The organism is Clostridium sp. C8, from assembly GCF_001010885.1.
GTDB classification, from domain to species: domain Bacteria; phylum Bacillota; class Clostridia; order Clostridiales; family Clostridiaceae; genus Clostridium; species Clostridium sartagoforme.
This window is the reverse complement of record NZ_LBMX01000064.1, coordinates 1-26,620: the sequence shown is the minus strand read 5'-3', so window position 1 is coordinate 26,620 and position 26,620 is coordinate 1. Positions and strand designations below refer to the sequence as shown.

31 protein-coding genes are annotated in these 26,620 nt (G+C 28.4%); 1 reads left to right on the top strand and 30 read right to left on the bottom strand.

The annotated features are described in order from the left end of the window. From AAT22_RS10235 to AAT22_RS10105, 29 genes are all read right to left on the bottom strand, one after another. Window positions 1-365, bottom strand: a 365-nt coding sequence (locus AAT22_RS10235) for a nucleotidyltransferase domain-containing protein (protein WP_084820750.1), incomplete at its 3' end; no start/stop codon positions are given. Window positions 366-368: 3 nt separating this feature from the next. Beyond that, a complete protein-coding gene (locus AAT22_RS10230) occupies window positions 369-770 on the bottom strand; it encodes a nucleotidyltransferase substrate binding protein (protein ID WP_047001128.1) in 402 nt (133 codons plus the stop codon). A 257-nt stretch (window positions 771-1,027) separates the two neighbouring features. Continuing rightward, window positions 1,028-1,147, bottom strand: coding sequence for a DUF2922 family protein (locus tag AAT22_RS10225; protein WP_278279837.1), 120 nt, complete (start codon window positions 1,145-1,147; stop codon window positions 1,028-1,030). 82 nt (window positions 1,148-1,229) lie between these two features. After that, complete coding sequence (locus tag AAT22_RS10220; RefSeq protein WP_047001126.1) at window positions 1,230-1,940, bottom strand: Fic family protein; 711 nt, start codon at window positions 1,938-1,940, stop codon at window positions 1,230-1,232. A 93-nt stretch (window positions 1,941-2,033) separates the two neighbouring features. Beyond that, window positions 2,034-2,210, bottom strand: coding sequence for an Rpn family recombination-promoting nuclease/putative transposase (locus AAT22_RS19075; RefSeq protein WP_156174311.1), 177 nt, complete (start codon window positions 2,208-2,210; stop codon window positions 2,034-2,036). Window positions 2,211-2,647: 437 nt separating this feature from the next. Next, on the bottom strand, window positions 2,648-3,511 hold the full coding sequence (locus AAT22_RS10215) for a class II aldolase (RefSeq protein WP_047001125.1): 864 nt from the start codon (window positions 3,509-3,511) through the stop codon (window positions 2,648-2,650). Window positions 3,512-3,574: 63 nt separating this feature from the next. Next, on the bottom strand, window positions 3,575-5,107 hold the full coding sequence (locus AAT22_RS10210; protein WP_047001124.1) for an FGGY family carbohydrate kinase: 1,533 nt from the start codon (window positions 5,105-5,107) through the stop codon (window positions 3,575-3,577). A gap of 40 nt (window positions 5,108-5,147) precedes the next feature. Continuing rightward, the gene (locus AAT22_RS10205) at window positions 5,148-6,521 is read right to left on the bottom strand and encodes a PTS galactitol transporter subunit IIC (RefSeq protein WP_047001123.1); all 1,374 of its coding nucleotides are present in this window, start codon (window positions 6,519-6,521) and stop codon (window positions 5,148-5,150) included. Continuing rightward, window positions 6,521-6,814 carry a PTS sugar transporter subunit IIB gene (locus AAT22_RS10200; protein WP_084820749.1) on the bottom strand — a complete coding sequence of 98 codons (294 nt, stop codon included), beginning with the start codon at window positions 6,812-6,814 and terminating at the stop codon, window positions 6,521-6,523. Before AAT22_RS10200 ends, AAT22_RS10205 begins: the two co-directional genes overlap by 1 nt. Before the next feature lie 40 nt (window positions 6,815-6,854). Continuing rightward, window positions 6,855-7,325: a PTS sugar transporter subunit IIA gene (locus tag AAT22_RS10195; protein WP_047001122.1), complete on the bottom strand. Its 471-nt coding sequence runs from the start codon at window positions 7,323-7,325 to the stop codon at window positions 6,855-6,857. Then, window positions 7,307-10,201 (bottom strand): sigma 54-interacting transcriptional regulator, encoded by a 2,895-nt coding sequence (locus AAT22_RS10190; RefSeq protein ID WP_047001121.1) that lies wholly within the window; start codon window positions 10,199-10,201, stop codon window positions 7,307-7,309. The genes AAT22_RS10195 and AAT22_RS10190 overlap by 19 nt, the downstream gene beginning before the upstream one ends. A gap of 419 nt (window positions 10,202-10,620) precedes the next feature. Further along, window positions 10,621-11,196, bottom strand: coding sequence for a Uma2 family endonuclease (locus tag AAT22_RS10185; protein ID WP_047001120.1), 576 nt, complete (start codon window positions 11,194-11,196; stop codon window positions 10,621-10,623). Between the two features lie 243 nt (window positions 11,197-11,439). Next, complete coding sequence (locus AAT22_RS10180) at window positions 11,440-11,691, bottom strand: hypothetical protein (RefSeq protein ID WP_047001119.1); 252 nt, start codon at window positions 11,689-11,691, stop codon at window positions 11,440-11,442. A gap of 57 nt (window positions 11,692-11,748) precedes the next feature. Next, a complete protein-coding gene (locus tag AAT22_RS10175) occupies window positions 11,749-12,357 on the bottom strand; it encodes a hypothetical protein (RefSeq protein ID WP_047001118.1) in 609 nt (202 codons plus the stop codon). Window positions 12,358-13,045: 688 nt separating this feature from the next. Next, entirely contained in the window at window positions 13,046-14,371 is a 1,326-nt protein-coding gene (locus tag AAT22_RS10170) for an ATP-binding protein (protein WP_278279836.1), read from the bottom strand. A gap of 329 nt (window positions 14,372-14,700) precedes the next feature. After that, entirely contained in the window at window positions 14,701-15,516 is an 816-nt protein-coding gene (locus AAT22_RS10165; RefSeq protein WP_047001117.1) for a hypothetical protein, read from the bottom strand. A gap of 475 nt (window positions 15,517-15,991) precedes the next feature. After that, window positions 15,992-16,252 carry a DUF2442 domain-containing protein gene (locus tag AAT22_RS10160; protein ID WP_047001116.1) on the bottom strand — a complete coding sequence of 87 codons (261 nt, stop codon included), beginning with the start codon at window positions 16,250-16,252 and terminating at the stop codon, window positions 15,992-15,994. A gap of 1 nt (window position 16,253) precedes the next feature. After that, window positions 16,254-16,502 carry a DUF4160 domain-containing protein gene (locus tag AAT22_RS10155; RefSeq protein WP_047001115.1) on the bottom strand — a complete coding sequence of 83 codons (249 nt, stop codon included), beginning with the start codon at window positions 16,500-16,502 and terminating at the stop codon, window positions 16,254-16,256. A gap of 335 nt (window positions 16,503-16,837) precedes the next feature. Then, the gene (locus AAT22_RS18575) at window positions 16,838-17,272 is read right to left on the bottom strand and encodes an Rpn family recombination-promoting nuclease/putative transposase (protein WP_052953938.1); all 435 of its coding nucleotides are present in this window, start codon (window positions 17,270-17,272) and stop codon (window positions 16,838-16,840) included. 37 nt (window positions 17,273-17,309) lie between these two features. After that, on the bottom strand, window positions 17,310-17,501 hold the full coding sequence (locus AAT22_RS19545; protein ID WP_052953937.1) for an Rpn family recombination-promoting nuclease/putative transposase: 192 nt from the start codon (window positions 17,499-17,501) through the stop codon (window positions 17,310-17,312). A gap of 322 nt (window positions 17,502-17,823) precedes the next feature. Next, window positions 17,824-18,042: a DUF2922 domain-containing protein gene (locus AAT22_RS10145; protein ID WP_047001114.1), complete on the bottom strand. Its 219-nt coding sequence runs from the start codon at window positions 18,040-18,042 to the stop codon at window positions 17,824-17,826. 66 nt (window positions 18,043-18,108) lie between these two features. Further along, window positions 18,109-18,330, bottom strand: a complete 222-nt coding sequence (locus AAT22_RS10140; protein WP_047001113.1) for a DUF1659 domain-containing protein — start codon at window positions 18,328-18,330, stop codon at window positions 18,109-18,111. Window positions 18,331-18,512: 182 nt separating this feature from the next. Beyond that, window positions 18,513-19,592 (bottom strand): DNA-processing protein DprA, encoded by a 1,080-nt coding sequence (dprA, locus tag AAT22_RS10135; RefSeq protein ID WP_047001112.1) that lies wholly within the window; start codon window positions 19,590-19,592, stop codon window positions 18,513-18,515. A 26-nt stretch (window positions 19,593-19,618) separates the two neighbouring features. Then, a complete protein-coding gene (locus AAT22_RS10130; RefSeq protein WP_047001111.1) occupies window positions 19,619-21,160 on the bottom strand; it encodes a YifB family Mg chelatase-like AAA ATPase in 1,542 nt (513 codons plus the stop codon). Then, window positions 21,144-21,734, bottom strand: a complete 591-nt coding sequence (locus AAT22_RS10125; protein ID WP_047001110.1) for a transposase — start codon at window positions 21,732-21,734, stop codon at window positions 21,144-21,146. Before AAT22_RS10125 ends, AAT22_RS10130 begins: the two co-directional genes overlap by 17 nt. 20 nt (window positions 21,735-21,754) lie before the next feature. Beyond that, window positions 21,755-22,087, bottom strand: coding sequence for a single-stranded DNA-binding protein (locus tag AAT22_RS10120; RefSeq protein WP_047001109.1), 333 nt, complete (start codon window positions 22,085-22,087; stop codon window positions 21,755-21,757). A 404-nt stretch (window positions 22,088-22,491) separates the two neighbouring features. Further along, window positions 22,492-22,695 carry a hypothetical protein gene (locus AAT22_RS10115; RefSeq protein WP_016205553.1) on the bottom strand — a complete coding sequence of 68 codons (204 nt, stop codon included), beginning with the start codon at window positions 22,693-22,695 and terminating at the stop codon, window positions 22,492-22,494. 1 nt (window position 22,696) lies between these two features. Beyond that, complete coding sequence (locus AAT22_RS10110) at window positions 22,697-23,194, bottom strand: DUF3990 domain-containing protein (RefSeq protein WP_016205554.1); 498 nt, start codon at window positions 23,192-23,194, stop codon at window positions 22,697-22,699. After that, window positions 23,191-23,427, bottom strand: a complete 237-nt coding sequence (locus tag AAT22_RS10105; protein ID WP_016205555.1) for a DUF3791 domain-containing protein — start codon at window positions 23,425-23,427, stop codon at window positions 23,191-23,193. The genes AAT22_RS10110 and AAT22_RS10105 overlap by 4 nt, the downstream gene beginning before the upstream one ends. A gap of 551 nt (window positions 23,428-23,978) precedes the next feature. Between AAT22_RS10105 and AAT22_RS10100 the strand changes: the two genes are divergently transcribed. Then, window positions 23,979-24,257: a DUF3953 domain-containing protein gene (locus AAT22_RS10100; protein WP_047001108.1), complete on the top strand. Its 279-nt coding sequence runs from the start codon at window positions 23,979-23,981 to the stop codon at window positions 24,255-24,257. Window positions 24,258-24,400: 143 nt separating this feature from the next. Here AAT22_RS10100 and AAT22_RS10095 read toward each other — a convergent pair whose 3' ends face one another. Continuing rightward, window positions 24,401-26,512 carry a 5'-nucleotidase C-terminal domain-containing protein gene (locus AAT22_RS10095; RefSeq protein ID WP_242849807.1) on the bottom strand — a complete coding sequence of 704 codons (2,112 nt, stop codon included), beginning with the start codon at window positions 26,510-26,512 and terminating at the stop codon, window positions 24,401-24,403. Window positions 26,513-26,620 lie beyond the last annotated feature (108 nt).

The window sequence follows — 26,620 nt, the reverse complement described above, 5'->3', positions numbered from 1 at the left end:
AAGCTTAGCTTGATGACATTGTCCCCGGAGGTGCTTGTGGGGCTCAAGAGGTCCACTTGCTTATTTCTTTCATATACAATTTTTCCAAAATCATCAATATGCTTTTTTAAATTTTCATTAGTTATATCATCATAATATAATATATCAAAAAAATATGGTAGAGGATATATCTCATTTAAATAGTCATGCAAATCATATAAAACATTATTTGTTATTTTATCTCCTATTATTGCTAAATCAATATCTGATCCTTTCTTATAATTTCCCATTGCTCTACTGCCAAAAATAATTCCCTTTTCTATTTGTGGAAATTTATTTAAAGCATCAATAATATAATCTATATCTTTATCTAATAATCCATACATAACTTATAATTCCTTCTCTAATTTATCATGTAAAAGTTTTAATTCTGGGAAATAAATATTTACTATATCTTTAATTAATTTCGCTACTAATTTTTCATCATAAGTATGTGTAGTTAAATTTCTAATTGATAAAGCATCAATCCATACATGACCATCATTAATTATTTCATTTTGAAAAGCCTGCTTTATAGTTTCTCTCGGACTTTTCAGCATATAACCATCCGCTTCTAAATAATCCTTTAAAACTTTCCAAGCTAATTCAAAAGTCATTTCAAAAAATTGTATTATTCCAGCCTGTTCAAGCTCTGATAAGCCTTCTTTTTTTGAGTACTTTTCTAATAGAGTATATGATTTGTTAAAATTTTCAAATCTTTGCTTCCATCTTATATCTTTTAATTCATCCATAACTAATCCCTCCAGGAAAATATATAACAATTTTTCTTTTACAATTATATTAACGTATTTATATTATTATTATAACCTATATTTTATTTAGTTAAAATAAAATACAGCTTTTTAGCTGCTTTTAATGTATCAATAATTCCAACTTCTTTTTTTAATTTCAGACATGGCTTCCATAACTGCATTTAAAGTAACTCATTTTCATATAATAATTCAAAACTATGAAAAGAGTGTCCAAATTTGGACACTCTATATACTAACTAAAGAGCAACAGTTGTTGTTTCTTTATTTATAACCTTAGCCTCTACCATTTCCACAAGATCACCTGCTTCTGTTTTTATTAACTTATTAGTTAATACAGAATCCATAAGAGCAGAAATGTCAGCATCTAAAATTATATTTAAACTATGTTTCTTCTTACTTTTACTAAATAAAAAACAGGTGATTTTTTACATTCACCTGCTAAAACATTTTTTCATTCTCTTTTATAAAATCTCTTTGAATTTCTATATAATCAACTAATGGTTTTATATTGTCCAATGTTGATTCTTCTAAGGCCCTTTTATATTCATCTGAAGATTCACCATTCATATATTTTAAATCTAACCTATTATCTAATAATTGTTTTAAATATATAAATCTTCCTATTCTACCATTCCCATCTTGAAATGGATGTATACATTCAAATTCAAAATGGAATTTTGCTATATCATAAATTGTAACTTCCTTTAAACTATAAAAATTTTCTATAATTGTATTTAACTTATCTTCTACTTCCCAAGGATTCGCAGTATCAAATTTAGCTCCAAGTATTCTATTTTGATATTTTTTAAATACTCCTGCTAATCCCATATCATACAATCTTGTTCTATACATTAAACTAGCATGCCATTCTTTTATCATTTCTAAAGTGAGATTTTCATCTATTGTATCTAATACCATATCAAAGGTATAGAAGGAATTAACAGTTTCTTGAACATCATCCAATGTGTGAGTTCCCATTACTATATTTTTTTCAAATAAAAGTTGAAGTGCTTCTGTTGTAAATGTACTTCCCTCTATTTTATTTGAATGATATATAAAATCGTATTTTAAAATTTCATTTAAAGAATTGTGAATTCCCTTTGTCTCTTTTAACACCTTTAAAAATCTATGATAATACTCATTCTTCATTATCTTCTCTACACCTCATTAATAAATTTCACTATATATTCTATATTAAATTTAATTATTTTCTTAAATATTAATTATTATATTTATTATACCCTATTTAAATTCATTATAAAATAAAAACAGATGATTTTTACTATCACCTGGCAAATATTCATTCATAAAATCTTTAGCTATTTCACTATTCCCGAATGTTTCTTTAAATAATTTATCATGAGCTTGATCTATTATATCCAATATACCATCTCCTTTATATTTTTTCTCTTCTAACATATATATTATTATAACCTACTATCACTTTTTCTTAAACAAAAATGGCTATAATTTCAAAAACTATAGCCATTTTCTTATATACGAAATTTACTGAAGGTTTGTTAGAAGATTATAGCAAAACGCGCTCCTCTTAATTTGCGAATATACGTTCCGTTATATCCGGCAGGATGTGCGAAAATACCTGAATTATGCTAAAATATAACTAATAAAAATAAATGTTAGGAGTTATTTATTATGAACTATATCCATGTACTTGTGGGCCACGGAGTGACCCACTTGATATAAAATAAAAAACAGATGACTCTATTATCACCTGTCTACTTTTAATATATATGAATTTCATTAAATAGTTTCATAAGGCTAGGAAGTAACTGAAAGTTAGCCTCCTAATCAATTATTGATTAATACCTTTCGTAGTGGATTCTTGATTCATCAAATCAATTTACAGAAATTATTTTACATTCTACATCAAAATTAATACCTAATGACTTCTTTATTACCAAATTCTTAACTCTTTCCTTAGACTTTAAACTTAGTGAAATTAAATCAGCCTCCATTGGGTTATCCTCATATGCTTCTCCAAAAGTTCTAATAAACTCATGACGTAATTCAGAAGCAATATTGATTTTAATCAAATTAAACTTTTTAGCTTCTATAATTAAATCATGTGGAATTCCTGATCCACCATGAAGTACTAATGGAACTGGTGAAATTTCTGAAATTTTCTTTAGCAACTCTAAATCTAAAGATGGTTCTAAACTCAAGCCATGAACATTACCAACTGATACTGCTAAAGAATCACAACCTGAACGAGTAACAAAATTATAAACTAAATTTGGATCAGTTTTTGAATCATCTCCATTTACAATATCCTCTTCTTTTCCTTTAATAGTACCTAGTTCTGCTTCAACTGGTATATTGTAAAAATGGCAGTAATCAGCGCATTTCCTAACCAATTTAATATTTTCCTCATAATCTAAATGTGATCCATCAATCATAATTGATGTAAACCCAGCATTTACACAAGCTTTAACATCTTCAAAACTTTTGCCATGATCTAAATGAAGAGATATAGGAATATCATATCCTTTTAATTTATTACTTAATAAATCTGAAATCACTTTTGGATCTGAAAGCTTTAAATTATTTGATGATATTTGCACAAATCCTGGAACTTTTGCCTCTGCTAAACCTTCAACAATTGCATTAGTCATTTCTAAATTTGTAGTATTAAAAGCTGGTAAAACATATGAATTCTTCTTTGCATATTCTATTAAATCAAACCCATTTACTATTTTCATTTAACTCTCATTCCCTTCACATGCTGAAAGCACAAAATTTTATAAATCTTATCGACACTTATATTATTTATTATTTTCTATACCTATTTTAAATTTATAGAATGGTAAATATAACTCATTAAATACTTTTGAATATTTCTCATAATTTTCTAAATTAGGCTTGTACACTTCAAACTTATTTAATAAACTTATTTTATTTAAGTTTGATATATATCCCATTCTATGTGCTGATAATATTGCTGCTCCTTTAGCAACAGCTTCATCTATTTCACAAGCTAAAATCTCTTTATTTAAAATATCTGCCTTTAATTGAAGCCAAAATGGATTCCTACAAGCTGAACCTATTACCTTCATTCTATTAAAGTCCCTCTTAGTAGTTTTCTCTATTTCATCTATAATAATTCTTAGTTCATAACATAATCCCTCAAATACTGAACGCATTATCTTATTTGGTGTACTATGTTCTGTTAGTCCATAAAATAAGCATCTTGATGCTGTACTTCTATTTGGAGGACCGCTCCCCCTTAAATGTGGAATAAAGATCAATTTTTCACTACTGCTGCCATCAACATTACTATTAGTATCTTTACTGCCTATCTTACTTTCTTCTTTAATTAATTCCATTGATACTTTATCTATGCTTTCACCATTTTTAAAGAAGCTTTTCATTGCCCATTCAACAGAATATCCTGCTGATGGCTGGGATGCAAATAGTGTATATTTGTCTTCTAAAACATCTATTCCATTAGACAACATTTTTTCAAAAAACTTTTCTGTGTTATTTAGCTTATTTTGCAATATTAAAATTCCTTCTGTTGTTCCAGTAGAATTTAAAATTTCATTGTCATCTACTAGTCCAGCTGCAACTGATCCACACATATGATCATGTCCTGCTATTGATACACAAGTTTCTCTGCTAAACCCAATTTCATCTGCTATATCATTTAAGATTATGCCAACAGGTTCTCCAGAAGAAATTAAATCAGCAAATAATTTGCTGCTTAAATCCAATTTACCTAATAACTTTTTGGACCAAGTTCTGCTCTCTAAATCAATCATCATTGTTCTTGAAGATAATGAAAATTCAGAATTTATTTTGCTAGTAAGCTTAAATACAAAGTACTCTGCTATACACAACCACTTATAATTATCTATTGGACCTTTTTTCACATTATCTTTAATCCATAAAATTTTATTTATACTGTAATTAGTATGAGAAGGCAAACCTGTAATTTTGTATATTTCTTCTTTTTTTATTTTACTATGGATATACTCAAGTTGTTTATTTGCCCTTTTGTCATACCAAGTGATAGCTGGTCCAAATATATTTCCATAACTATCTACTAACACTCCTGCTTCACCAACACTAGCTATAGAAATACTCTTAATTTCCGTTATGTCCCTTACCTTTTTAGATATTAATTTAAGACCTTCCTTCATATTTTCCCATAGCTTAATAACATCAAATTCACTTTCATCATTATTTGTTATTATTGGCGACTTAAATGAATATTTATATACGCATTCAAATTCATCACCTTCAAACAAACAAATTTTTGTGTTTGTAGTTCCAATATCTATACCAATAAAGTACATAACGGAAACCCCCAATTTTTAATAATTTATATATTTATTTTTAACAATTTGCATCATTACCAGCATCTACTTTTAATTGATTTTTTGTAACCTTAAATACCCAATATAAAAGTACTCCTACTACTGGTATTAAAACTAAAGCTAAAATATTTCCTTCAAATATCTTAAGAATCCAGAATCTAAATGGATTTCCACCATCTAAAAAGCTTGATATTTCGCCATTATATCCTGCTGGAAATTCAAAATTAATACTCTTTGCAACTTTAGTAACTAATGGAGCAACAGCAGATGCAACCAATAAATCACCTATCATAATTGGAATACCTATTAATACTGATCTAACTACATTTCCTTTAGTAACTAAAACTACCATAGATATCATAACTGCAAGGTTTGCTAAATCACCAAGTGGTAATATTCTATTTCCTGGTATTGCTACAGCTAATAATACAGCTATAGGAGTCAATAATAATGCTGTTGAAATAACTGCTGGGTTACCAATTGCTACTGCAATATCAAGACCCATATATAAATCGCTTCTGTTTGGATACTTCTTCTTTAAGAATCCTTTAATGGCATCTGATAAAGGTATAAGACCTTCCATTAATATTCTTACCATTCTTGGCAATATCAACATTACAGCACCTAAGTTAATTCCAAGTGATAATATACCTTTTAAATCATATCCTGCTATTATTCCTAGTAAAACACCTAAAATAACACCAATCATCATAGGTTCACCAAAAATACCAAATTTCTTTTGAATTTTTTCTGGGCTTGCATCTAACTTATTTAATCCAGGAATCTTATCTATAATCTTATCCCCTAAAACTCCTATTGGGAAAAATACTATTGATGATAATGTTGGAAGGGATACCCCTGGAAGATTAAAATATTTTTGAATTGCTGGTGCAGACCAGTCTGCTAGTTTTATTACTATTATAGCTACAACTCCAGATGAAACTATTCCTAATAAAAAGCTTCCAGTTGATGCATATACTAATGCTCCTGCAAATGCAAAATGCCAATAATTCCATAAATCTATATCAACTGTCTTTGTCCAGTTAAAAGCTAACATAACAACATTTATTAAAATTGTTAGTACTATTACAAACGGTGCAATTGGAGCTGCCCAAGTTATTGCAGATAATGGAGGCCATCCTAAATCCATAACAGGTAAGTTAATACCAGTATTAGCAACAAGTGCTTGAGTAGCAGGTCCTAAACTATCACTTAATATTCCAAAAATAGCATATATACCAACAAAACCTATTCCTATAGTTAATGCAGATCTTAAAGCTTTTGCAAGTTTAACCCTAAAGCATATAGCAAGTATAAAAACAACTATTGGAAGCATTACTGTAGGTCCTAAACCTAAAACATATTGAACAATTCCAAGAAGCTTTTCACCCATTATTTTTCACCTCTCAATACTTTTTCTACCTCTTCTAAAAACTCCTCTTCCCCAAAGCCTGTAATTATAGGAAGAGCATTCATAACCTTAGTTTTTAATTTATAAGGAACATTTGTAGTAGATATTATTAAATCTACAGTTTCATCATATTCCTTAACTGAAGCAACATTACATTGGGTAAACTCAATATTTATTCCACGATCTCCGCAATAATCAGCAACCCTTTCAGCAGCAGCTGTTGAAGTAGCTATACCAGTAGCACAAACAAATAATACTCTCTTTTTAATACTCATAAAATTCTCCCCTTTATTTTATTAATATCTCTATATAAAATTAAATCGCATTTAAATAACTATTAAGAAAATTACTCATTTCATATTCATCCTTTATAAATAAGGATTTTAATAAATTTGAGTCTTGTATAATTTTAATTATTTTCTGCAATACCTTTAGATGTTTGGTTGAATCAGTTAATGCTAAAAGAAAAACAACTTTTGCATTTACCTTATTTTCAGGGTTTGTCATTTCTCCAAATTGTACAGGATTCTCTAATACAGCAACTGCTATAGAATCTTTAATTACTACTCCTGGATCAGTATGAGGAATAGCAACTCCAAAGGACCCCATATTTAATCCAGTTGGAAATTCGTTTTCCCTTTTTACTAATTCTTCATAAAAATTCCCCTTAACAAATTCCTGATTAAGCAGTAAACTTGATAATTCTTTTAATAACTCTTCCCTTCTATCAAATTCTTTATTTCTTAATATTGATTTTTCAGTAACTACTATCTTCTTATACTGCATCCTTCTGCCTCCTTTATATTCTTTAGTATGCTAATGACAAATTCATTCTTGCTTTTACATTTTCTTAATTCTTTTAAAGCTTCCTTATTAGTAATTAACTTTAAAACATCTGATATTACTTGTTTTTCACTATATTTTAAAGCTGGCAGACACACAATATCTACCTTGCCAAAATCCCAATCAATTGGATTTGCAAGTTTTACAAAAATTAATGATGATTTTATTACCTTATCAGGATGACCATGAGGCATTGCCACTTCTCCCTTAAAGAAGGTTGGTGTAACCTTTTCCCTTTCTATCACTGAATTAACATATTCCTTTTTTACATATCCTTTATTCATTAAAATAGTAGACATAAGTTCAATAAGTTCAAATTTATTATGAATGTCAGGATTAATTAGTATAAGGTCTTCATCTATAAAACTTGTAAAATCTTTGTGTTCATCATTATTTATTAGCATATCTAAATTTCTAGTATTGTCATGAATCATATCTGGATTAAAAGGAATAAAGGCTACCCCTTCAATTTCTGGATTTACTGTTCCCACTGCAGCTACGATTTCATAATCATTTTTTATATTAACAATCTTTTCTTTAAAATTAACATCGGTAATTCCCATGATAAAAGTTTTTAAATTATTATATTTCTTTTTAAGAAGCTGTTCAGCTTTTACAGAAAAGCCCTTGCCTGTTAAGCAAACTGCTATTAGAGCCTTAGGTTTCGTAGACTTTTTATTTGTTAAGTTTAGAAATTCATATTTTGACCTTAATAAACCAAAATACAAATCATCTAGTGATATATTATCTAATGAAGCTTTTCTTACTGCTTCTAATACACTTAATAAATCAACTCTATCTATAGTCCTAGTTTTTATATTATATTTTTCTTCAACAACTTCACCAATATTATTAAGTGAACCCATATCAACAAAAAACAATATTCCCTTTCCTTCATCTATATTTTTTGCTATATCTATTACCTTTTTATAAGTTTTAATTGGACTTTCATCTAATGGCATATCAACTGCCACTTGAAAGTGTTCATCTAACATACTTTTAACAACATTATTAATTTCAGAAGCTATTTTGCCATGAGATATAATTATTATTCCAATTCTTTTTTTCTGCTCCTGTTTTCTTAAAATATTGGAAACATACATTGCAACATATCCAATTTCTTCTTCTGGCATTTTAATTCTTAATTTCTTTTCTAAATCATTACAAAATTCTAATGCAATTTTATATTCTTCTTTTAAGTTCTTAGCAATTTTATTTATATTAGAATTCAAAACAACTTCATTTACCTTTATTCTTCTTACTGCTTCCTCTAAATGAATTGCTAAATAGCATAAAATATTAGTACTTATTTGATCTTCACCATATTTTTTATATAAATCTTCCTTTAATTCATTTATAGAACTCATTATTTCTTCATCAACAAAACCTACAAGCTTATTTAATGAATCCCTTTTACTATCTAAATTTATAGAGCTGTCTATTTCTCTGCATTCTTTAATAATAAAAGTTGATAAAATTTCATTTATTTCATTATCCTGAATTTCCATATCTTTAAGTTCTTTGTACTTTTTTTCAATTTGGTTATAGATATTTATTGGAACATTATTGTCTTTCTTATCTTTATTATTAATTTTTAACGTTTTAAATGGTAAAAAACCAATATCTTTTATTTCATTAAATACTTGATGCAAATTCTTTTTATCTTCATAAATACTTTCATTAAATATCTTAAGTGCCAGTAATTCTTCTAATCCAATATTAATGTTCTTACTTGTGCTTGCTATACTTTTCATAAAGGAATTAGCACAAATTACTTGAATTTCACTTTTCATTTGTCCAATATTTCCTTGGTAATGCTTCATAAATAAAGATTTAATAATTTTTCCTTCTACAAAAATCCCTTTATTTATACGATTACACTCATTTTGAAAAAGATGATATATAAGCTCAAGTTTTTCTATTGGATCTCTATTGCTTAAAGCAGGTATATTTATTAACATTGGAATTCTTCTTCTAAATGTAAGAAGTAAATTTGATTCTATATTTTCAGTAGTGGCTCCAACAAAAATAATATTTACTTCTTTCTCAATGGAATTTTCACCTAATTTTCTATATCTTCCTCTATCTAATAATGTAAATAATATTTCCTGACCTTTTGGAGGAAGACGATGTATTTCATCTAAAAATAGAACTCCATTATCAGCTTCTTCTACAAGACCTATTCCTTCTTTTTCTGCTCCAGTAAATGCACCTTTTTTATACCCAAAAAGTATTGAAATAAGCAGCTGTGGATTATCACTATAGTCAGCACAATTTAAAACCTTATATGGTGCATCAGCTTTTAAAATTCCTGCATCTTGTGCAAACTTATACATGCACTCTACAAAGTAAGTTTTACCAACTCCACTTTCCCCAACAATAAGCGTTGAAAGTCCAAAGGGAGGATACATTATAGAAGCCTTTGCCTGCATAATTGAAGGTTTTAAACTTAAATTATAGCCAATTAACTTTTCAAATGGATCTTCTGATTTTTCATTACTATATGATGAACTGCTTTCTTCATAAAACTCATTTTTTATATCCAATACCAAGTTTTTTGAAACCTTGTAACCCATTTTTACAAGGAAATTAGTTAATTCTGAAATAGATATATCATTTTTTTCTTTTTCGATACTCTTTATGTTTTCATAGATATATTGCTTCCTCCTTTCTCTGGAATCACCCAAACCTAATTCTCTTCTCATCATTGTTACTGCTTCTCTTGTTATTTCTAACTTTTTACTTATCTTTTCATCAGTTAGAGGCGACTTCTTATCTTCATTTTTTATAATACCTAGAAGCTTGTCCTTTGCATTCATTTACAACACTCCCTGCCATTTATTAAAGCAAATACAATGCCAATTTTTATAAGCACCATTTTTACTTAAACTTTCAAAAATTAAACTTACATTTTTTAATAATTACTTACATTTTGAATTAATATTTGTCATATGTCCATTACTTTTTTACAGTATATATTTACAATAAAAAGTTATTCACAGGGTAATCTTTTTTATAATTTCCTGGTATTAGAAAAATAAAAAAAATGACTATAGTTCTGAAAACTATAGTCATTTTCTTATAGCGAAATTTCCTAAATATAAATTTTAATGAAGGTTAGTTAGAATAATATTACAAAACGCGCCCCCTCCCACTATGAGAACTTACGCTCGATGGCACCTAGGGGCTTTGCGGGCAATTCCCGAGGGTACTTGTGGGGCGCATGGTTACTCACATGTTATTCTTCATCTATTAACTCAACTTCTGACAAATCAACCTCTAACTCATCAAATCTAGTTGATTTAAATTTATCACTTAATGTACAGCTGTGTTTTAATTCATATTTATTATCAATTAATTCATATATCCATACCTTCCTACTCATAGGTGATATAATCCAATATTCAGTAACTCCATAACTTTCATATAAATCTTTCTTTACAATTAAATCATCATCTGAATTTGAAGGACTTAACACCTCCACTACTAACTGTGGAATCCCAATATATCCTCTATAGAATATCTGGTTTTTATCACAATATACAGCAACATCAGGCGCTACTTCTGCTTGCTTAGATTTTATCAACTCATCAATTTTATTTTTATCATTTTTAATTATTTGTGGATCTTCTTTAGTTAAAAAAAGTACTGCTTCAATTGAAACATTACATTTTCTTTTAAAGTATTGCTTCAGTTGCAAATATATTTCACCTTGTAATTCTACGTGATTATATCGTGGTCTTGGTGACATATACTTTATAGCATTAATCCATTCTTCTTTTTGTAAAAAATCTTCATTAAAATTTAATGCCATTTTAATCTTCTCCCTTTTATTTATAACTTATATTCTCATTATTGAATTTAAATCAAAGTACACATTATATCTATATTATACCCTAAAATATTAATCTTTTTATATTAACTTTTATAAAATAAAAAACAGATGATTTTTACTATCACCTGCTTACTCTATTTTATTTCTAATATCTTTCTAAACAATTATTATATAAAAACTCAAATATATTATTAGCCTCTCTTGTATTATAAAATTCTAGCATCAAAGTATTAAACTCCAATCTATCCTTGCATTTCTTATTCTATATATTTGTTGTTCATCGCTTACTTTATGCCCACCTATAGTAATTCCGTCAAGTAAAGTTTGAACTTCAGGATAAGTGAATGGATTTCCTTCCAAACTAGCCATATTAAATACAACATCTGTTAATAGTTTTTTGACTAGCATTATTAATTTTCTAGTATCTGAAGGAGGTATTATATCCCCATAAGAGTTATTTCTGTTAAATAGCACACTCTTTCACTCTCCATAACTTTTTAATTTATATTGATATTATACCCTATTTTGTATTTAGTTAAAATAAAACCAGCCATTATTATCGTCTATAATTTTAACATTAAGTATTCTAAGTAATTTATCCATACTCTTCATTTGATTAATATATTTAATATCTCTTTTATTTATTAACTTTTGCATCATATCTATAATATCTTTCTTTTCATCAGAAAGAAGATATAAATGTTGTTTTATACATTCTCTATTGATATAAGTTAATGTAGTCCAAATTTGTTCTGATGAAATTTTGCTGTTATCTATTAGAACATATGTAAAGCTTCTGTTCCTTTTTCCTTCTGGATAAGCTCTTTTAAAGAACTTAATAAAAGTATTATCAATTTTAGGTTCTTGTTTTATAATTATTACTTTTCTAAATTGATCTTTTAATTTATTTTGTAAAAACATTATTGTATTTGGTTTAACCTTTGATTTCATTTTATCTATACTTTCATTTATTAGATCATATGTATTTTCTATTATTTCTTTTTGAATTCCATCTTGTTTAAGTATATTACTAATTTCTATATATTCTAATATGTTATTTTTAGTATCTAACTTTTTACCATACAGTTTTTCTAGCAATTCTTTTTCGTCTAAATCTTTTATTTCTTCTATGCTTAACATTTATTTCTCCTTTTATATCATTGTTTTGTCTTATTATAACCTATAGTATATAAGTTTTGTATGTAAAAATAACATTATATCATTATATAAAATAAAAAACAGCTTTACAGCTTTTCTTGTATATATTGTTACTTGGCTAAATCTTAATTTAACGAAGATTTTCTAAAAAAGTATAATAAAAAATCCCCCTTGGGTTTAGGAACTTACATTCGCTCATCCTAGAGGGCTTAGTGGGTCAAAATTGACCTACTTACTCAGGGTGTAAACATCGCTTACACCCTTTGCTTATGAAGTCTGAAATATATATGTTAAATATTTAACATAAACTCCAGGGGTAATTCCTTTTCTATCTTCTTTAAATTCCTTTATTAATTCACTATTTATTATTTCTATTTTTTGCATTTGCCAATTATACTTAATTGCTTTCTTATATCTTATTATAACTTTTTGTTAAAGAAAAACGACTATAATTCTAAAAAACTATAGTCATTACTTTATATACGAAATTTACTAAATAAAAATTTACTGAAGGTTGGTTAGAAGATCATAGCAAAACGCGCTTCTCTTATTCTACGAACATTTGTTCCGTTATACCCAGGGGTACTTGTGGGCCACGAAGTGACCCACTTGATAGCTTGCTTTCGACCGATAAATCGGTCGATTTATCGGCCGATTATCGGTCGATTAATTAATTGCTTAAAATATATTTAGTATTAACTCCTTTTCCTATTCTTTTTATCTTTCCTAATTCAATTAATTCATTGAATATGTCTAAGCTTTTAGTTTTACCAAATTTAAATTCTTTTCTACATATTGAATTTGATATTTCTCCATTTAAAATTATATACTCTAATACTCTTACTTGATCATTCGTTAATATTTTTTCTGTCTGGATATTGCCTTTATCTTCATACTGATTAAAATATTTACTTATTGGTAATTCAACCATAAAATAAGTTCTTTCATCATCTGTATCAAACTTTGGTTTTGGTGAGTTATTTATATTCATTGATCTTAATATTTTAGGTATCCCTGTTGAACGCCCTTCTGTAAGCTTCAATTCTTTTAAAAATTCACCTATTCTTCTATTTCTATATCTTCTTGCTATAACATTTCCATTATCTATATCTACTTTTTTAATAGATTTATCTGGACCTGGATAACTTAAAATAATAATCTTTTCTTCATCTATTCTAACTTCAATTGGATTTCTATCCTCATAACTTCTATGATACACAGCATTTACTATAGCTTCTTCTATCGCTGCATATGGATAATTAAAGGTTCTTATTGCTTCAGCCTTATTAGGTAATTTTATTACTTTTTCTTTTATGACAGAGTTTTCTATATATTTTAACACATTCTTTATTTGTTCATGTATTGGACCCGTAAATATTTTTTCTATAAATATATTATCTGCTGATGTTTTTTCAAAATGAACTAATTCTATTTGACTCATTGGAATGAATTTTTGTGGATTTTCATTAAACATTAATATTCCTATATTTTTAGGTTTCAAAAACTCATCAGATCCATCTACTATATTCATTTGTTTCCCTATATTTTCAATAGGAATTTCATTTACTCTACTATAAAGTTCACTTCCAACATCATGTAAATATTCTTTTATCAAAGATGCCTTTAAATCGTATATTTCTGCTCTAAAATTTATTCTGTCATCATATGGTATTTTACCTGCTAAATCATAAAGTTCTTTTTCTTCTTCATCTTTTGCAGGTACTGTGTTAGCAAATCTTCTTATATAAAACTTATAGTCTTTTTGTTTTGCAAGAATATCCTTTGGGCACTTATAAGGTCTATTTTGTCCACCCGGAACCCATATAACAAGTAGCTTTCTTTCCATATATGTTATGGGCTCTACTATTGGGAAATATGTTGGTTTTAATAAATTACAAAAATTAAGTAATTTCTTTTGTATTTCATCTATATCCTTTATATCTATTCCTTTTGGAGGTAATACTGGTCTTCCATCTTTATCCTCAACACCTACAATTATATATTATTATATCCTATTATTATTTTTTGTTAAAGAAAAATGACTATAATTCTAAAAAACTATAGTCATTACTTTATATACGAAATTTACTAAATAAAAACTTATTGAAGGTTAGTTAGAAGATCATAGCCAAACGCGCTCCTCTCAATTCTCGAACATACATTCCATTATGCGCGGGGGTACTTGCGGGGTAGATACTTGTGGACCACGAAGTGACCCACTTGATACGAAGGAGAGAAACGACTGAGTTTGCTTTCAAGAAAGCAGTCTTTCGACTGATGAAAAAACTCCCCCGAGGTGCTAGGATTCGTTCGCCCCTTGATATATTATGACTGCGTACTAATTAAAACTTGTCTAATTAACTCTATCTCTTCAATCCTTAATCCAGTTAAATCCCTAATTGTTTCATCATCCATTCCCTTTTTTATTGCAATTTTAGCTGTTTCTATAGCCTTCTCCTTTTTCCCTTCATCTTTTATAATTTTACCTAACTCTGTCATCTTTAATTCCTCCTTTACTTTTTCTAATTCTTTTCCTTCTAAGAACTTACTTGCAAAAGCATATAACATCGATTCAATATCATATTTATATTCATTATCTATATTCTTAACTATTTTTATTGCCTTCAAAATTTTATCGCTCTTACTTAACATACCTCCCATTATAGGTGTAAATGTTAATGCAATTAAATCTTCTTTTGCTATTTTTTCATTATTATCAATCTTATTTACTATTTCATCAAATATTTTATCCCCATCTTTATTAGCCATTGATATAGCTTTAACAGTATAAGTATTTATTCCACTTGTATAAGTATTTAGTGGATTTTTTATATTTCCTGAATACACAACATAGGTTACTATATCCTTATTCACCTGAAGCTCAAATAATGATTCATAAGCCTTAAATCTTCTTAAGTCATTTATTCCTTTATCTGTAGTTTGAAATTCTATATGTATGTAAGTATCATCTTCCATTAAAAAAGTGTAATCCATAAACATATTCTTAGCTTCTAAAACCACTATTTCAGTTGATCCTATCCCTTTAACTTTCTTCTCTATGCCAAAGAACTTTAAACCTTCTTCCGCAAAAACATCCATGGCTCTTTTCATTATCATATCTTCATAATTTTTCCGTTTCAATATATTCACCTCTTCGATATCTAAAACTTTATCTTTATATTATAAAAATCATCCTTTATTATATTATATCCCAAAATTATTGTCTTTTAAATTTTAAAAAGCAAATGACCAAAATTATCATCCGCTTAATACTTATTTGATTTATTAAATTTCACTAAATATGAGTTCCATGAAAAAATTCCCCCAAGGGGCTGGGAGATAACTTCGGGATACCTCCTTGTTGTCTGGAAATTTATTCCACCCTGGGTCTCTTACGATGGAGCGAAACGACTGAGTTTGCTATAAATTTTTATATAAATAAAAACAGATGATAGGATTTATCACCTGTATCTTTTTAACATATATGAATTTTATTAAATACTCCTTTAACGGAAGTTCGTCAAAAAGATATTACAAAACGTGACTACTTCATTTTACGAACTTACGTTCTTTAATGCCCGGGGGTACTTGTGGGAGGCTTTGCATCCACTTGCTATTAAATTTTATCATCAGTATTTTCACCGATATTCCATAATTCAAATTCACTAATATCAATATCATCATTCCAACTTAAGCCATATCCACCTGCATCTATACGAGCTTGTTGAAATAGTAATTTGTTCTTTAAATCTCTATAAAGTTCTTCATCTAATTTCTTTTTAAAATCAATATTTTTAGTGATTCCATTATCAAATAAAACCAATATATTAAATGTATCAGGAAAAATCTTAATTTTTACTATTTTATTATTATACACTTTATTCAAGTCCTTTAAGTTTCTTAAATAACTTTGTATTCCACATTTCCATTAAATCATCCTGATACTCTTCTGCCCATTCCTTAACTAATTTCAATGCTCTATTTGATAAATCTCCTTCAATCATCTCTAAAGTTTTTATATCTATTACGCCAACATATTCGCCGTATATTGCATGAAAGTGTGGCGGCGTATGATCATTTGGATACATTTTAACTACTATCCCATAAAATCTTGTAATGACTGGCATATAATTTCACCTCTACTTTTATATTATAATATTATTATATACTACATTTATTTACTTATAAACATTTCTTATGAAAAATTTTGCCCGAGGGTGCTTGTGGGTGGCTTTGCCTCCCGCTTGCTAATAATATATCAGTAAGTATTTTTTTTAATGATTATTTTTTAAGACTGTATTCTCGTTCACCCACGAGAATCTTATTAGGACATAAAGTTGCCTACTTCCTATAACGAGGACTTTTCAGAAGGATGTCACAAAACGCAACCCCCTTCGGTTCGAGAACCTACGTTCCCTCATCCCTGGGGGGCTTTGCGGGTATGAAATGACCCGCTTGCTTTTTATTGAAGCATATCTTTTCTTATTTTATCAATTTCTTTTTTAGTTAGCCCTGTCAACTCGATTATATCTTCCTCTTTCAATCCCTTTACTATTGCATTTTTAGCTATCTTTATTATTCCTTCTTTTATTCCTTCTCTTATTCCTTCTTGCCTTAATTGTTCCGCTACTGTCATTACTAGCTCACTCCCCTTTACTGATATTTGACTAGCTATACTTATCATTTCACTAAGTTTTGTTTTTATATTCCAATGTCCTTTGTCGTGATATATCAGTAGTGGAATAATAATAGGTAATTTATTATTATTTTCTTTTTTGATTTTGCTTTCCCATATTTCTATCATATATCTTAGTAATTGAAATATCACTAATTTATCCTTATAACTTTTATGTTCAAATAAGAAATAAATATATCCTTCATTATTATTTACATCCACCCTAAAAAATAAATCCGAAAACACCTCTTTTAGTTTCTTATTTATAAACGAATCTTTTTAGGGTTCTAATGTCTCTAGATTGATTACCTCTTAGCTTAGTTGTCAAATATTCATTCATAAAATCTTTAGCTATTTCAATATTCCCGAATGTTTCTTTAAATAATTTATCATGAGCTTGATCTATTATATCCAATATACCATCTCCTTTATATTTTTTCTCTTCTAACATATATATTATTATAACCTACTATCACTTTTTCTTAAACAAAAATGACTATAATTTCAAAAACTATAGCCATTTTCTATATACGAAATATAATAAATAAAAATTTACTGAAGGTTGGTTAGAAGATCATAGCAAAATGCGCTTCTCTCACTTCTCGAACATACGTTCCGTTATGTCCGGGGGTACTTGTGGGGTACGAAGTGACCCACTTGCTATTTTTAATTTCAGACATGGCTTCCATAACTGCATTTAAAGTAACTCATTTTCATATAATAATTCAAAACTATGAAAAGAGTGTCCAAATTTGGACACTCTATATATTAAACTAAAGAGCAACAGTTGTTGTTTCTTTATTTATAACCTTTGCTTCTACCATTTCCACAAGATCACCAGCTTCTGTTTTTATTAACTTATTAGTTAATACAGAGTCCATAAGAGCAGAAATGTCAGCATCTAAAACATTTTCCTTAACATCTTTAACTATTAAGTTAACCTTTTTCCCTGAAACATCTTTAAAAGTCATTTTTGCACTTCTTTCTATCATGATATACCCCCCTTTCATAAATTACATTACTAAATTTTAATGCTGTTTAATAACTAATAAGGTAAATTAACCTCTAGTTATTATAAAGTTTTGTTGCTTTTGGATTGTACTTACTGTGTAATCCATAAGACTTTCAACTGCATCAGATAATTCTACTAAATTATCATCTGTAGCATCTGCAGAAATATTTTTGAAAGTTTGTTTCTTAAATACTTCCTTGCCCTTAGAGTCAACACCAATTTGGTATTTAACCTCTACTGAATTTTGTACTAATACTGAGTTTGCCATGTTTATCACCTCCTCATTAATGTATATATGCACTTATGAGGATTTTTTAAAAAATCTATAAAAAAATAGAGTAAATATTTTTATCTACTCTACTTCCCTTGATATACTAGAAGATAGCTAAAAGTTATCTCATTGTTACTAACACTATAACATCCCTACTAATTAAAGCTATTTTATGGATTTTATTTAGATTTAAGAAAATACCTATTTGCTTTTTGATATATCTTTCCTTCTAACTCCATTGAAAGTAATATATCAAACAATAAAGATATATCTTTATTTAAAATAATTATTATTTCATCTATTGTGCTTGGTTTATTTCTTATTATATTGAAAATTTCATACTCCATTTTACCAAAGCTTTGTTCAATTATATGATTGCTACTATAATTAATATTATTATTTTCTATTAACAGTTGTTTAGGAGTTAAATATATTTTTGCACCTTCAGCTATAAGTTTATTTGTGCCTTTACTTTCTTTTAAATAGACATTATTTGGAACAGCGTATATTTGCTTGTTTTGTTCTCTTGCATATTTAGCAGTTATTAAAGCGCCACTATTTTCTCCTGCTTCTACAATTAGAACTTTTTTAGAACAAGCACTTATAAGTCTGTTTCTTCTAGGAAAATTATGTGTGCTTGGCATGGTTCCTGGTGGATATTCTGAAACTACTGCTCCATTTGCAATTATTTGTTCCATAAGCCCAGCATGTTCTTTTGGATAACATATATCTACCCCACACCCTAAAAAAGCTACTGTATTCCCTGCAGCTTTTATGCAAGCTGTATGAGCATAGCTATCAATTCCCTTTGCCATGCCGCTTATTACTGGTATCCCATTTCTAGCTAAATATGTTGCTGCTTCAACTGTAATTTGCTTACCATAATTAGTACACCTTCTGGAGCCAACTATTGCTACACTCTCTAAGTTATTCCATAGACTTCCTTTATAGTAAAGTAAAATAGGCATATTAGAATAATTATTTAGACTATAAGGAAACTTTTCGTCCTTATAATTTATTATCCTTATCTTGTCTCTTTCACATTTATCCAAAATTGAATTAGCTTTCTCTAGACTCTTGCTTCTTACTATATTTTCAGCTAGACTCTCCCCTACTCCTTGAATAGATAGCAGCATTTCTTTCGGCGCATCATAAATATTTTCTGGAAAGTGGAAATTATCTATTAACCTTCTAGCTATAATAGGCCCAATTCCTTTTATTTCATTTAACCAAATCCAATATAAATAATTTTCTTTCATATATTCCCCTATATAAAATTTTTACTTTATATTACAATCATATTTGCCTGTTCCTTATCTAAATCCCTTGACATAAGAGCTTTAATAATATCTTCTTTTCTTATATTTTTTGATTCATCCATATCTGCGAAGGTTCTAGCAACCTTTAAATACTTGTGATAAGATCTTGCACTAAATCTAAATCTCTCATAAGCTAGCTGAATAAGCCTATTGCAATCTTCATCTAAAGCGCAAAACTCTTTTATCATTGCAGGAGTCATTTCTGCATTACAATTTATTTTATCAAGTCTTCTAAATCTTTTAACTTGAATAAACCTTGCTCTTTCTACCCTTTCTCTTAATTCTTTCGAAGTTTTTCCATTAGAGTAATTAGATAATTCCATAAAATCTACTGGCTGGGCATATTTTTGAATATCTATTCTATCTAAAATAGGCCCTGATATTTTTTGTCTATATTTTAAAATTTCATAGTCTGTGCATTTACATCTGCTATCACCATAATAGCCACAAGGACAAGGATTCATAGCTGCTACTATCATAAAACTTGCTGGATATGAATTAGTATATTTTACTCTTGAAACCGTAACTACCCCGTCTTCCATAGGCTGTCTTAACGCATCTAAAGTTCTTCTGCTAAATTCAGCTATTTCATCCAGAAATAAGACACCATTATGTGCTAAAGATATTTCACCTGGCATTGCGTTATTACCGCCCCCAATTAAAGCATTCATAGATGCATTATGATGAGGGGCTCTAAATGGTCTTTCTGTTATTAAGGTTCCCTTGTTTTTTAAAAGTCCTGCAACACTATAAATTTTAGTTACTTCTAAGGCTTCCCTTTCAGTCATCATTGGTAAAATAGTTGGAATTCTTTTAGCTATCATAGATTTTCCGCAGCCTGGTGAACCTGACATAATTATATTATGACCACCAGCAGCAGATACAACAATATATTCTATAAGAGAGTCTTGCCCCTGAACATCTTCAAAATCTAAAAGGTAATCTCTGCTTATTTTATGATTCTCCTTATATATCTCTAAAAAATTATTATATGTAGATGTACCTTCTAGAAATTTAACTACATCAATTAGTGTCTCAAATGCAAAAATATTTATATCACTAACTAATGAAGCTTCTTGCAAATTATCCTTAGGTACAATTAAATTATTTATTCCCTTCTTTTTTGCTTCTATTGCCATTGGTAGTATTCCAGAACAAGGTCTTAACTCACCATTTAAAGATAATTCCCCAATAAATCCAAAAGTATTAATTTCACTTATAGTTATCTGATTAGTTTGAATTAGTATTCCTATTGCCATTCCTAAATCAAAATGCGATCCACTTTTCTTTATATCCCCTGGAGCCAAATTTATAACTACCTTCATTTTGGGAAAATCATAATTTTCATGATTTATAGCTGCCTCTAATCTTTGCCTTGCTTCTTTTATTGCAGCATCTCCAAGACCAACTATAGTTACAGAGGGCTGACCATATATAGTATCACTTTCAATATTTACAACATAAGCATCTATACCAGATATAGCAAAACTTTTAACTGATGATGCCAATTTCTTTCTCCTCCTCAGAAAAATTATTCTTTATAAGATTTTCTACAAAAGCTTTATATAGAAACCTAGCTGTTTCACTTTTAAAATAACTTAGTATCTTGCTACTATCAATTATTTTTTCTTCTTTTAAGCCTATAGTCATATTATAACTACTCCAATTATATTCTTCTGGCTTTTTAACCATTTTGGCTCTCACTGGATTTAAATGTATATATCTACAAGTTGCTAATAATTGTGAATCATCTTCGATAACTTCTGTAAAATATCTATTTTGAAATAGATATCCTATATACCTATATTTATTATTAAATATTTTTGCATATAAACTATGAATCCTAGATATAAATAAGGATATATGCCTTTCTTTACATTTTACAAGTAAATGAACATGATTATCCATTAAACAATACGCATAAACTTCAAAATCAGCATTATAAAACTCTATAGATTCTTTCATTAAATCTAGGTATATTTGAAAATCTTCTTCATCTCTAAAAATATCATTTCTATGATTTCCACGAGCGGTAATATGTAGTACTACGCCTGGCCACCATTCTCTTTTTTTATAAGTCATATACTAACTCCAAGTTATTGTTAAATAACGTTTTCTTTTTTATTATCTAAAAATTGAAATTCCTCTAAAATTATATTATTACTATACTTCTTTTCTCCATTACTATTTATATAGCTTGCATTGTTTAGTTTTCCTTCTATTGCTATTCTTCTTCCTTTAGATAAATACTTTGAAAGTATTTCAGCTTGTTTTCCAAAAGAAACTATACTTATAAAAACAGCTTCCTTATCTTTATTTCTTTGATCGTTTATTGCTAAAGTAAACTGTACATAACTTCCATTTCCATCTGACGAATTATAGTTTTTCAATTCTAAATCCTTTACTACATTTCCAATTAAAGTTACTCTATTCATTATTTTTACCTCCAAATTCTAATCTATCTGAATTATTGGCACGAATGTATATTCTTATTCAATTATTTTTTAAATTTTTATATAAATAAAAACAGATGATAGAATTTATCACCTGTATCTTTTTAACATATATGAATTTTATTAAATACTCCTTTAACGGAAGTTCGTCAAAAAGATATTACAAAATGTGACTACTTCGCTTTACGAACTTACGTTCGTAAATGCCCGGGGGTACTTGTGGGGCACGAAGTGACCCACTTAATAATGAAAAATTCCCCCGAGGTGCTAGGAGATAACTAGAAGTTAGCTCCTTGCTATGAAATGACCCACTTGCTCACATCTGGAAATTTATTCTACCCTGGGTTGTTTGTGAGGACACACTTTGCTGGACTCAATTGCTATTGCTAATTAGTTATACATCTATGCGCTATGCTAACAGCACTTTGTGTAAATAATCCTGTTTCTTTTTTATAAATCAATTTACTTATTGGTGATAAGTAAAATAATTTCATGGCTTCATATTTACTTATTGATTTTAATTTACTAATATTTATTATCACATCATCTATAAGCATTACTAGCACTTCATCAAATTCATTCATTTTCATATTATTTTACCTCCTCCATTCCAATAAACTTTAAACATTCTGTAATCACTTGCTGATTATTAATACAAACTTGGTTATTTGGGGATTTAAATTTTAATCTCTTAATAGCGGTATCAATTTCTATCCATCCTCTTGTTAAAAGGTTTATTGTTGCGAAGACTTGATCATCAGCAACTTCTCCAATAGTAATGTCATATGGTGATTTTGAATTGATATCTTTTCTATTACTTAAAATAAATTCAAGCCATTCCTTAGTTACACCTTCATACTCATAAATTTTAAAATTCTCATTAGCAAAATTTAAATCTAATTCATATATAGATACAATCGGCGTTCCTTCTATTTCTCCATTAAAGTTAGTACATTTTCTAACAGCCCATTTTTCTGCTTGCACCTTAAAAGTTGTAGCATAAAATCCGATTCCAAAATCTAATGCTCTATTAGATTTAATTACCTTAGGCTCTTTTATTACCATATTTGATCCATGATATATTATCATACTTTAATCCCCTTACTTTTTAATAAACTGACTATTTCACCTACAATATAATCTTCTCCTTGAGTATGAAGTGTATCATAATATTTTATAATATATTCATCTAATATTTTAGTCTTTTCAGTAAGCAAATTATATACATCTGATGGTATCATATTTAAATTACGGCTTAATGCAGTTATACAATATATAGCAAAATATAATTGTTCATCAGTTATATCATTTCTCTTAATCAAAATATCACCCTCATTAATTACTTTTCTATCTATAAAAATTTCCCACCAACTGCAAGAAGATGATTAGAAGTTATCTCCTTGCTTTCATTTATATTATAATAAACTTATATTTATGAAATTTCTTAATAATAACATAATCTACTACTTATATTATATCCTATTATTATTTTTTATTAAACCAAAATGACGATAGCTGTAAAAACTATCGTCATTTATTTGGATACAAAATTCACTAACCCCCCAATTTAACGAAGATTTTTTAAAAAATATCATAAAAATCCCCCTTCGGTTCGCGAACTTACTTTCGCTCACCCCCGGGGGGCTTAGTGGGTCAACTTTGACCCACTTGCTTTGCGTAAACAATGCTTACGCATTAGGTGGATAACAATAAAAATGAGCAAAATGAAATAAGCAAAACTTTTTACAAAATATGTTATAATTAAATTAGGAACAAATTTGAGTAATAGAAAAATAGTAATTTGATACTTAATTAAAATGTTGAGCAATTATATTAAATTGTGAGCATCAAATAGGAATATATAGGAGGTAAAATGGAAAATATTAAAGATATATGGAGTCAAAAACAAGCATATGAGAAAGTGCTATCTGTAATGGGTATTATTTGTTCCCTAAGCATAATAATATTGGCTGGTATGCAGATTTTAGGTATCTGGAAAACTGCAATAAATGTATTTGAACCATTGCTGGGTGTGTTGATGTTGATTCAAGCCATTCAGTATTGGAAGAAAAATAAATTAGTTGCAATATTTAGTTTATGTGTTGCAATATTTATTTTTTTAGTTGCAATTTTTATATTTGTAATTAGATAAAGTCCAATTTTATGAATAGATTTAAAAAAATTAAAATTAAGAGAAGCCTAATGGCTTCCCTTAAAAATTTATATATTTCATATTATTAGTTATTATTCGGTGGAGTCAAGGCATACCTGATCTCCACATTAATTAAACATTCCTTAACTAACTTTCTTTTTTCTATTAATTAGTACAACTCCTGATAATAGAAGTATGCTAGCAAATGTTAAAATTTGAGTTGCACTAACTGCTGCTCCTGTATTAGGAAGATTTCCTTTCTTGCCTGTTTCTTCATTACTTGAAGTGTTTGCATCTCCACTAGCGCTTGAGTTATTTCCATTAGTAGTTTCTTGATTATCTGCTGGATTTTTATCTTTTTCAGAATTATCTTCTGGCTTTGTACTTGGTTTATTATCAGTATTGTCTACTGGTAAATCCTTTTTGTTTATAGAAGCTATAGCTGTATAAACAATTCCATTTTTATCTGTTGTTGTAGGAATTTTTAATTCTCCACTTTTAACTAATTCAGCTGCCTTTTTATAATCTGCAGAATTTCTATCTATTCCAACTACTTTCCAGTTATCTTGCTTTTTGCTTTCAACTATTCCTTGTTTAACTTCTTTTATATATTTAATAGTTAAATTTCTTATAGTTCCTTCATCTTCTCCATAAATTAATTTTGAATCAAAATCTGTTTTCTTAATTGATTCTTTTTCATTTTCAAATATTCCACCCTTAGCTAAAAGCTGATCCATTCTATAGGAGTTCATTCCCAATTTAATTTTATCAGTATCTTTTATTAGTGTTCCATTTTTATATTTTAAATCTGTTATTCTGTTTCCTGATTCTTTAGTTAAATCAATTGTATAATTAATTCCACCAAAGTAATCATTTGTGCTATATTTAGATGCTCTTCTTATAGGATTGAAACTTATAGTTATATCTCCATCCTTTAATGTATTATAGTAATCTGCTGACCACTCCATATATTTTTTTAGTTGAGCTCCTGTAACTTCATATACTGTTACTTCTCCCCCTGCATATGTGTAGTTAAATGCAATATCTTTTCTCTTTATTGGTCCTACATTAAGCTTAGCTTTTTCATTGTCTGTTCCTAATGAAACTACATCTGCTTTGCTATAGTAAAGAGCTACTTCATGGAAAAGATCTATAAGAGGTGTATCCTCTAAATGAACTGTTGGAATTCCTGGGATTTCATCTGGATCAACCATGTTAACACCCTTTACTTCTCCAATTACAATGTTTGCATCTGCTCTTAATTTATCATGATAAGGCTTAACTAAGTCTTCAATGTTTTTATCAGATTCTACTCCTTTAATAGAGTAACTTCTGTCACTTATTGAACTCTTATCTAAAACTAATTTGTTATTGCTATCCTTCTTAAAAGTAACATCAACCCTTGATAAGTATTGTCCATATTTACCTGGCTCTACTATTTTCACTCCATTTATTGCCTTATCCTTAATTAATTGATGCATATGTCCTGCAAAAATAACATCAAGTTCTGGACATGCATTAGCTACATCTGTTACACCAGTATCTGCTATATTATTTTCATTATCAACACCCATGTGCATAATTCCAACCATTGCATCTACTTTTCCATTTAATTCTTTAATAATTTTTTGTGTTTCTTCTATAGGACTTTTAAATTTCATAAATCCTATTTGCTCTGGAGTTTTAAATTGTTCAACCATTGGAGTTGTTATTCCAATAAGGGCAATCTTAAGTCCATCTCTTTCAACTATTTTATAAGGTTCTATAAACCTTGTTCCATCTGGCTTGTAGATATTTGCTGATATAGGTGTCATTGTTGAGCCTGCTAATTGATCTGTTGCTCTTTTTAACACATCAAGGCCAAAATCAAATTCATGATTTCCTAATGTCCATGTGTCATACTTCATTTCCTTCATTGCTAACAGTATAGGTTGTACATCCCCATTTTTAAATGTTTCAATAAAATTACCTTGAATTGAATCTCCTGCATCAATTAAAATTGTGTTTGGATTTTCCTTTCTTACATCAGAAACTACCTTAGAAATTTGTGATAAACTTCCTGATGTGTTTGCTGAATCAGATGCATAATCCCATGGTACTAATGTTCCATGTAAGTCTGAAGTACCAAGTATTGTTACCTTAACCTCTGATTTTTCCTCTGCTTGTACAACTTTTCCATTGGAATAAATTGTTCCATTAAGTAAAACTGCTGTACTTAAGATAGCTGTTAAAACCCTTTTTCTAATATTTCTCACATTTTCATCCCCTTATAATTTTATATATAACCCACAAAATATTATATCATAAAAATTATAGCACTTCGATACCCTTTTGTAAACATTTATATTAATGTCAAGATTATT

Bases quoted from the DNA above. Each gene is read 5' to 3' on its own strand.
- dprA (WP_047001112.1), bottom strand. From the start codon at position 19,592: ATGAAAGAAAATTATTTATATTGGATTTGGTTAAATGAAATAAAAGGA.
- AAT22_RS10175 (WP_047001118.1), bottom strand. From the start codon at position 12,357: ATGTTAAGCATAGAAGAAATAAAAGATTTAGACGAAAAAGAATTGCTA.
- AAT22_RS10205 (WP_047001123.1), bottom strand. From the start codon at position 6,521: ATGGGTGAAAAGCTTCTTGGAATTGTTCAATATGTTTTAGGTTTAGGA.
- AAT22_RS10230 (WP_047001128.1), bottom strand. From the start codon at position 770: ATGGATGAATTAAAAGATATAAGATGGAAGCAAAGATTTGAAAATTTT.
- AAT22_RS19545 (WP_052953937.1), bottom strand. From the start codon at position 17,501: ATGTTAGAAGAGAAAAAATATAAAGGAGATGGTATATTGGATATAATA.
- AAT22_RS10210 (WP_047001124.1), bottom strand. From the start codon at position 5,107: ATGTACTTTATTGGTATAGATATTGGAACTACAAACACAAAAATTTGT.
- AAT22_RS10120 (WP_047001109.1), bottom strand. From the start codon at position 22,087: ATGAATAGAGTAACTTTAATTGGAAATGTAGTAAAGGATTTAGAATTG.
- AAT22_RS10110 (WP_016205554.1), bottom strand. From the start codon at position 23,194: ATGATAATATATCATGGATCAAATATGGTAATAAAAGAGCCTAAGGTA.
- AAT22_RS19075 (WP_156174311.1), bottom strand. From the start codon at position 2,210: ATGTTAGAAGAGAAAAAATATAAAGGAGATGGTATATTGGATATAATA.
- AAT22_RS10145 (WP_047001114.1), bottom strand. From the start codon at position 18,042: ATGATAGAAAGAAGTGCAAAAATGACTTTTAAAGATGTTTCAGGGAAA.
- AAT22_RS10140 (WP_047001113.1), bottom strand. From the start codon at position 18,330: ATGGCAAACTCAGTATTAGTACAAAATTCAGTAGAGGTTAAATACCAA.
- AAT22_RS10125 (WP_047001110.1), bottom strand. From the start codon at position 21,734: ATGACTTATAAAAAAAGAGAATGGTGGCCAGGCGTAGTACTACATATT.
- AAT22_RS10100 (WP_047001108.1), top strand. From the start codon at position 23,979: ATGGAAAATATTAAAGATATATGGAGTCAAAAACAAGCATATGAGAAA.
- AAT22_RS10195 (WP_047001122.1), bottom strand. From the start codon at position 7,325: ATGCAGTATAAGAAGATAGTAGTTACTGAAAAATCAATATTAAGAAAT.
- AAT22_RS10115 (WP_016205553.1), bottom strand. From the start codon at position 22,695: ATGAAAATGAATGAATTTGATGAAGTGCTAGTAATGCTTATAGATGAT.
- AAT22_RS10220 (WP_047001126.1), bottom strand. From the start codon at position 1,940: ATGAAGAATGAGTATTATCATAGATTTTTAAAGGTGTTAAAAGAGACA.
- AAT22_RS10215 (WP_047001125.1), bottom strand. From the start codon at position 3,511: ATGAAAATAGTAAATGGGTTTGATTTAATAGAATATGCAAAGAAGAAT.
- AAT22_RS10155 (WP_047001115.1), bottom strand. From the start codon at position 16,502: ATGCCAGTCATTACAAGATTTTATGGGATAGTAGTTAAAATGTATCCA.
- AAT22_RS10190 (WP_047001121.1), bottom strand. From the start codon at position 10,201: ATGAATGCAAAGGACAAGCTTCTAGGTATTATAAAAAATGAAGATAAG.
- AAT22_RS10185 (WP_047001120.1), bottom strand. From the start codon at position 11,196: ATGGCATTAAATTTTAATGAAGATTTTTTACAAAAAGAAGAATGGATT.
- AAT22_RS10200 (WP_084820749.1), bottom strand. From the start codon at position 6,814: ATGAGTATTAAAAAGAGAGTATTATTTGTTTGTGCTACTGGTATAGCT.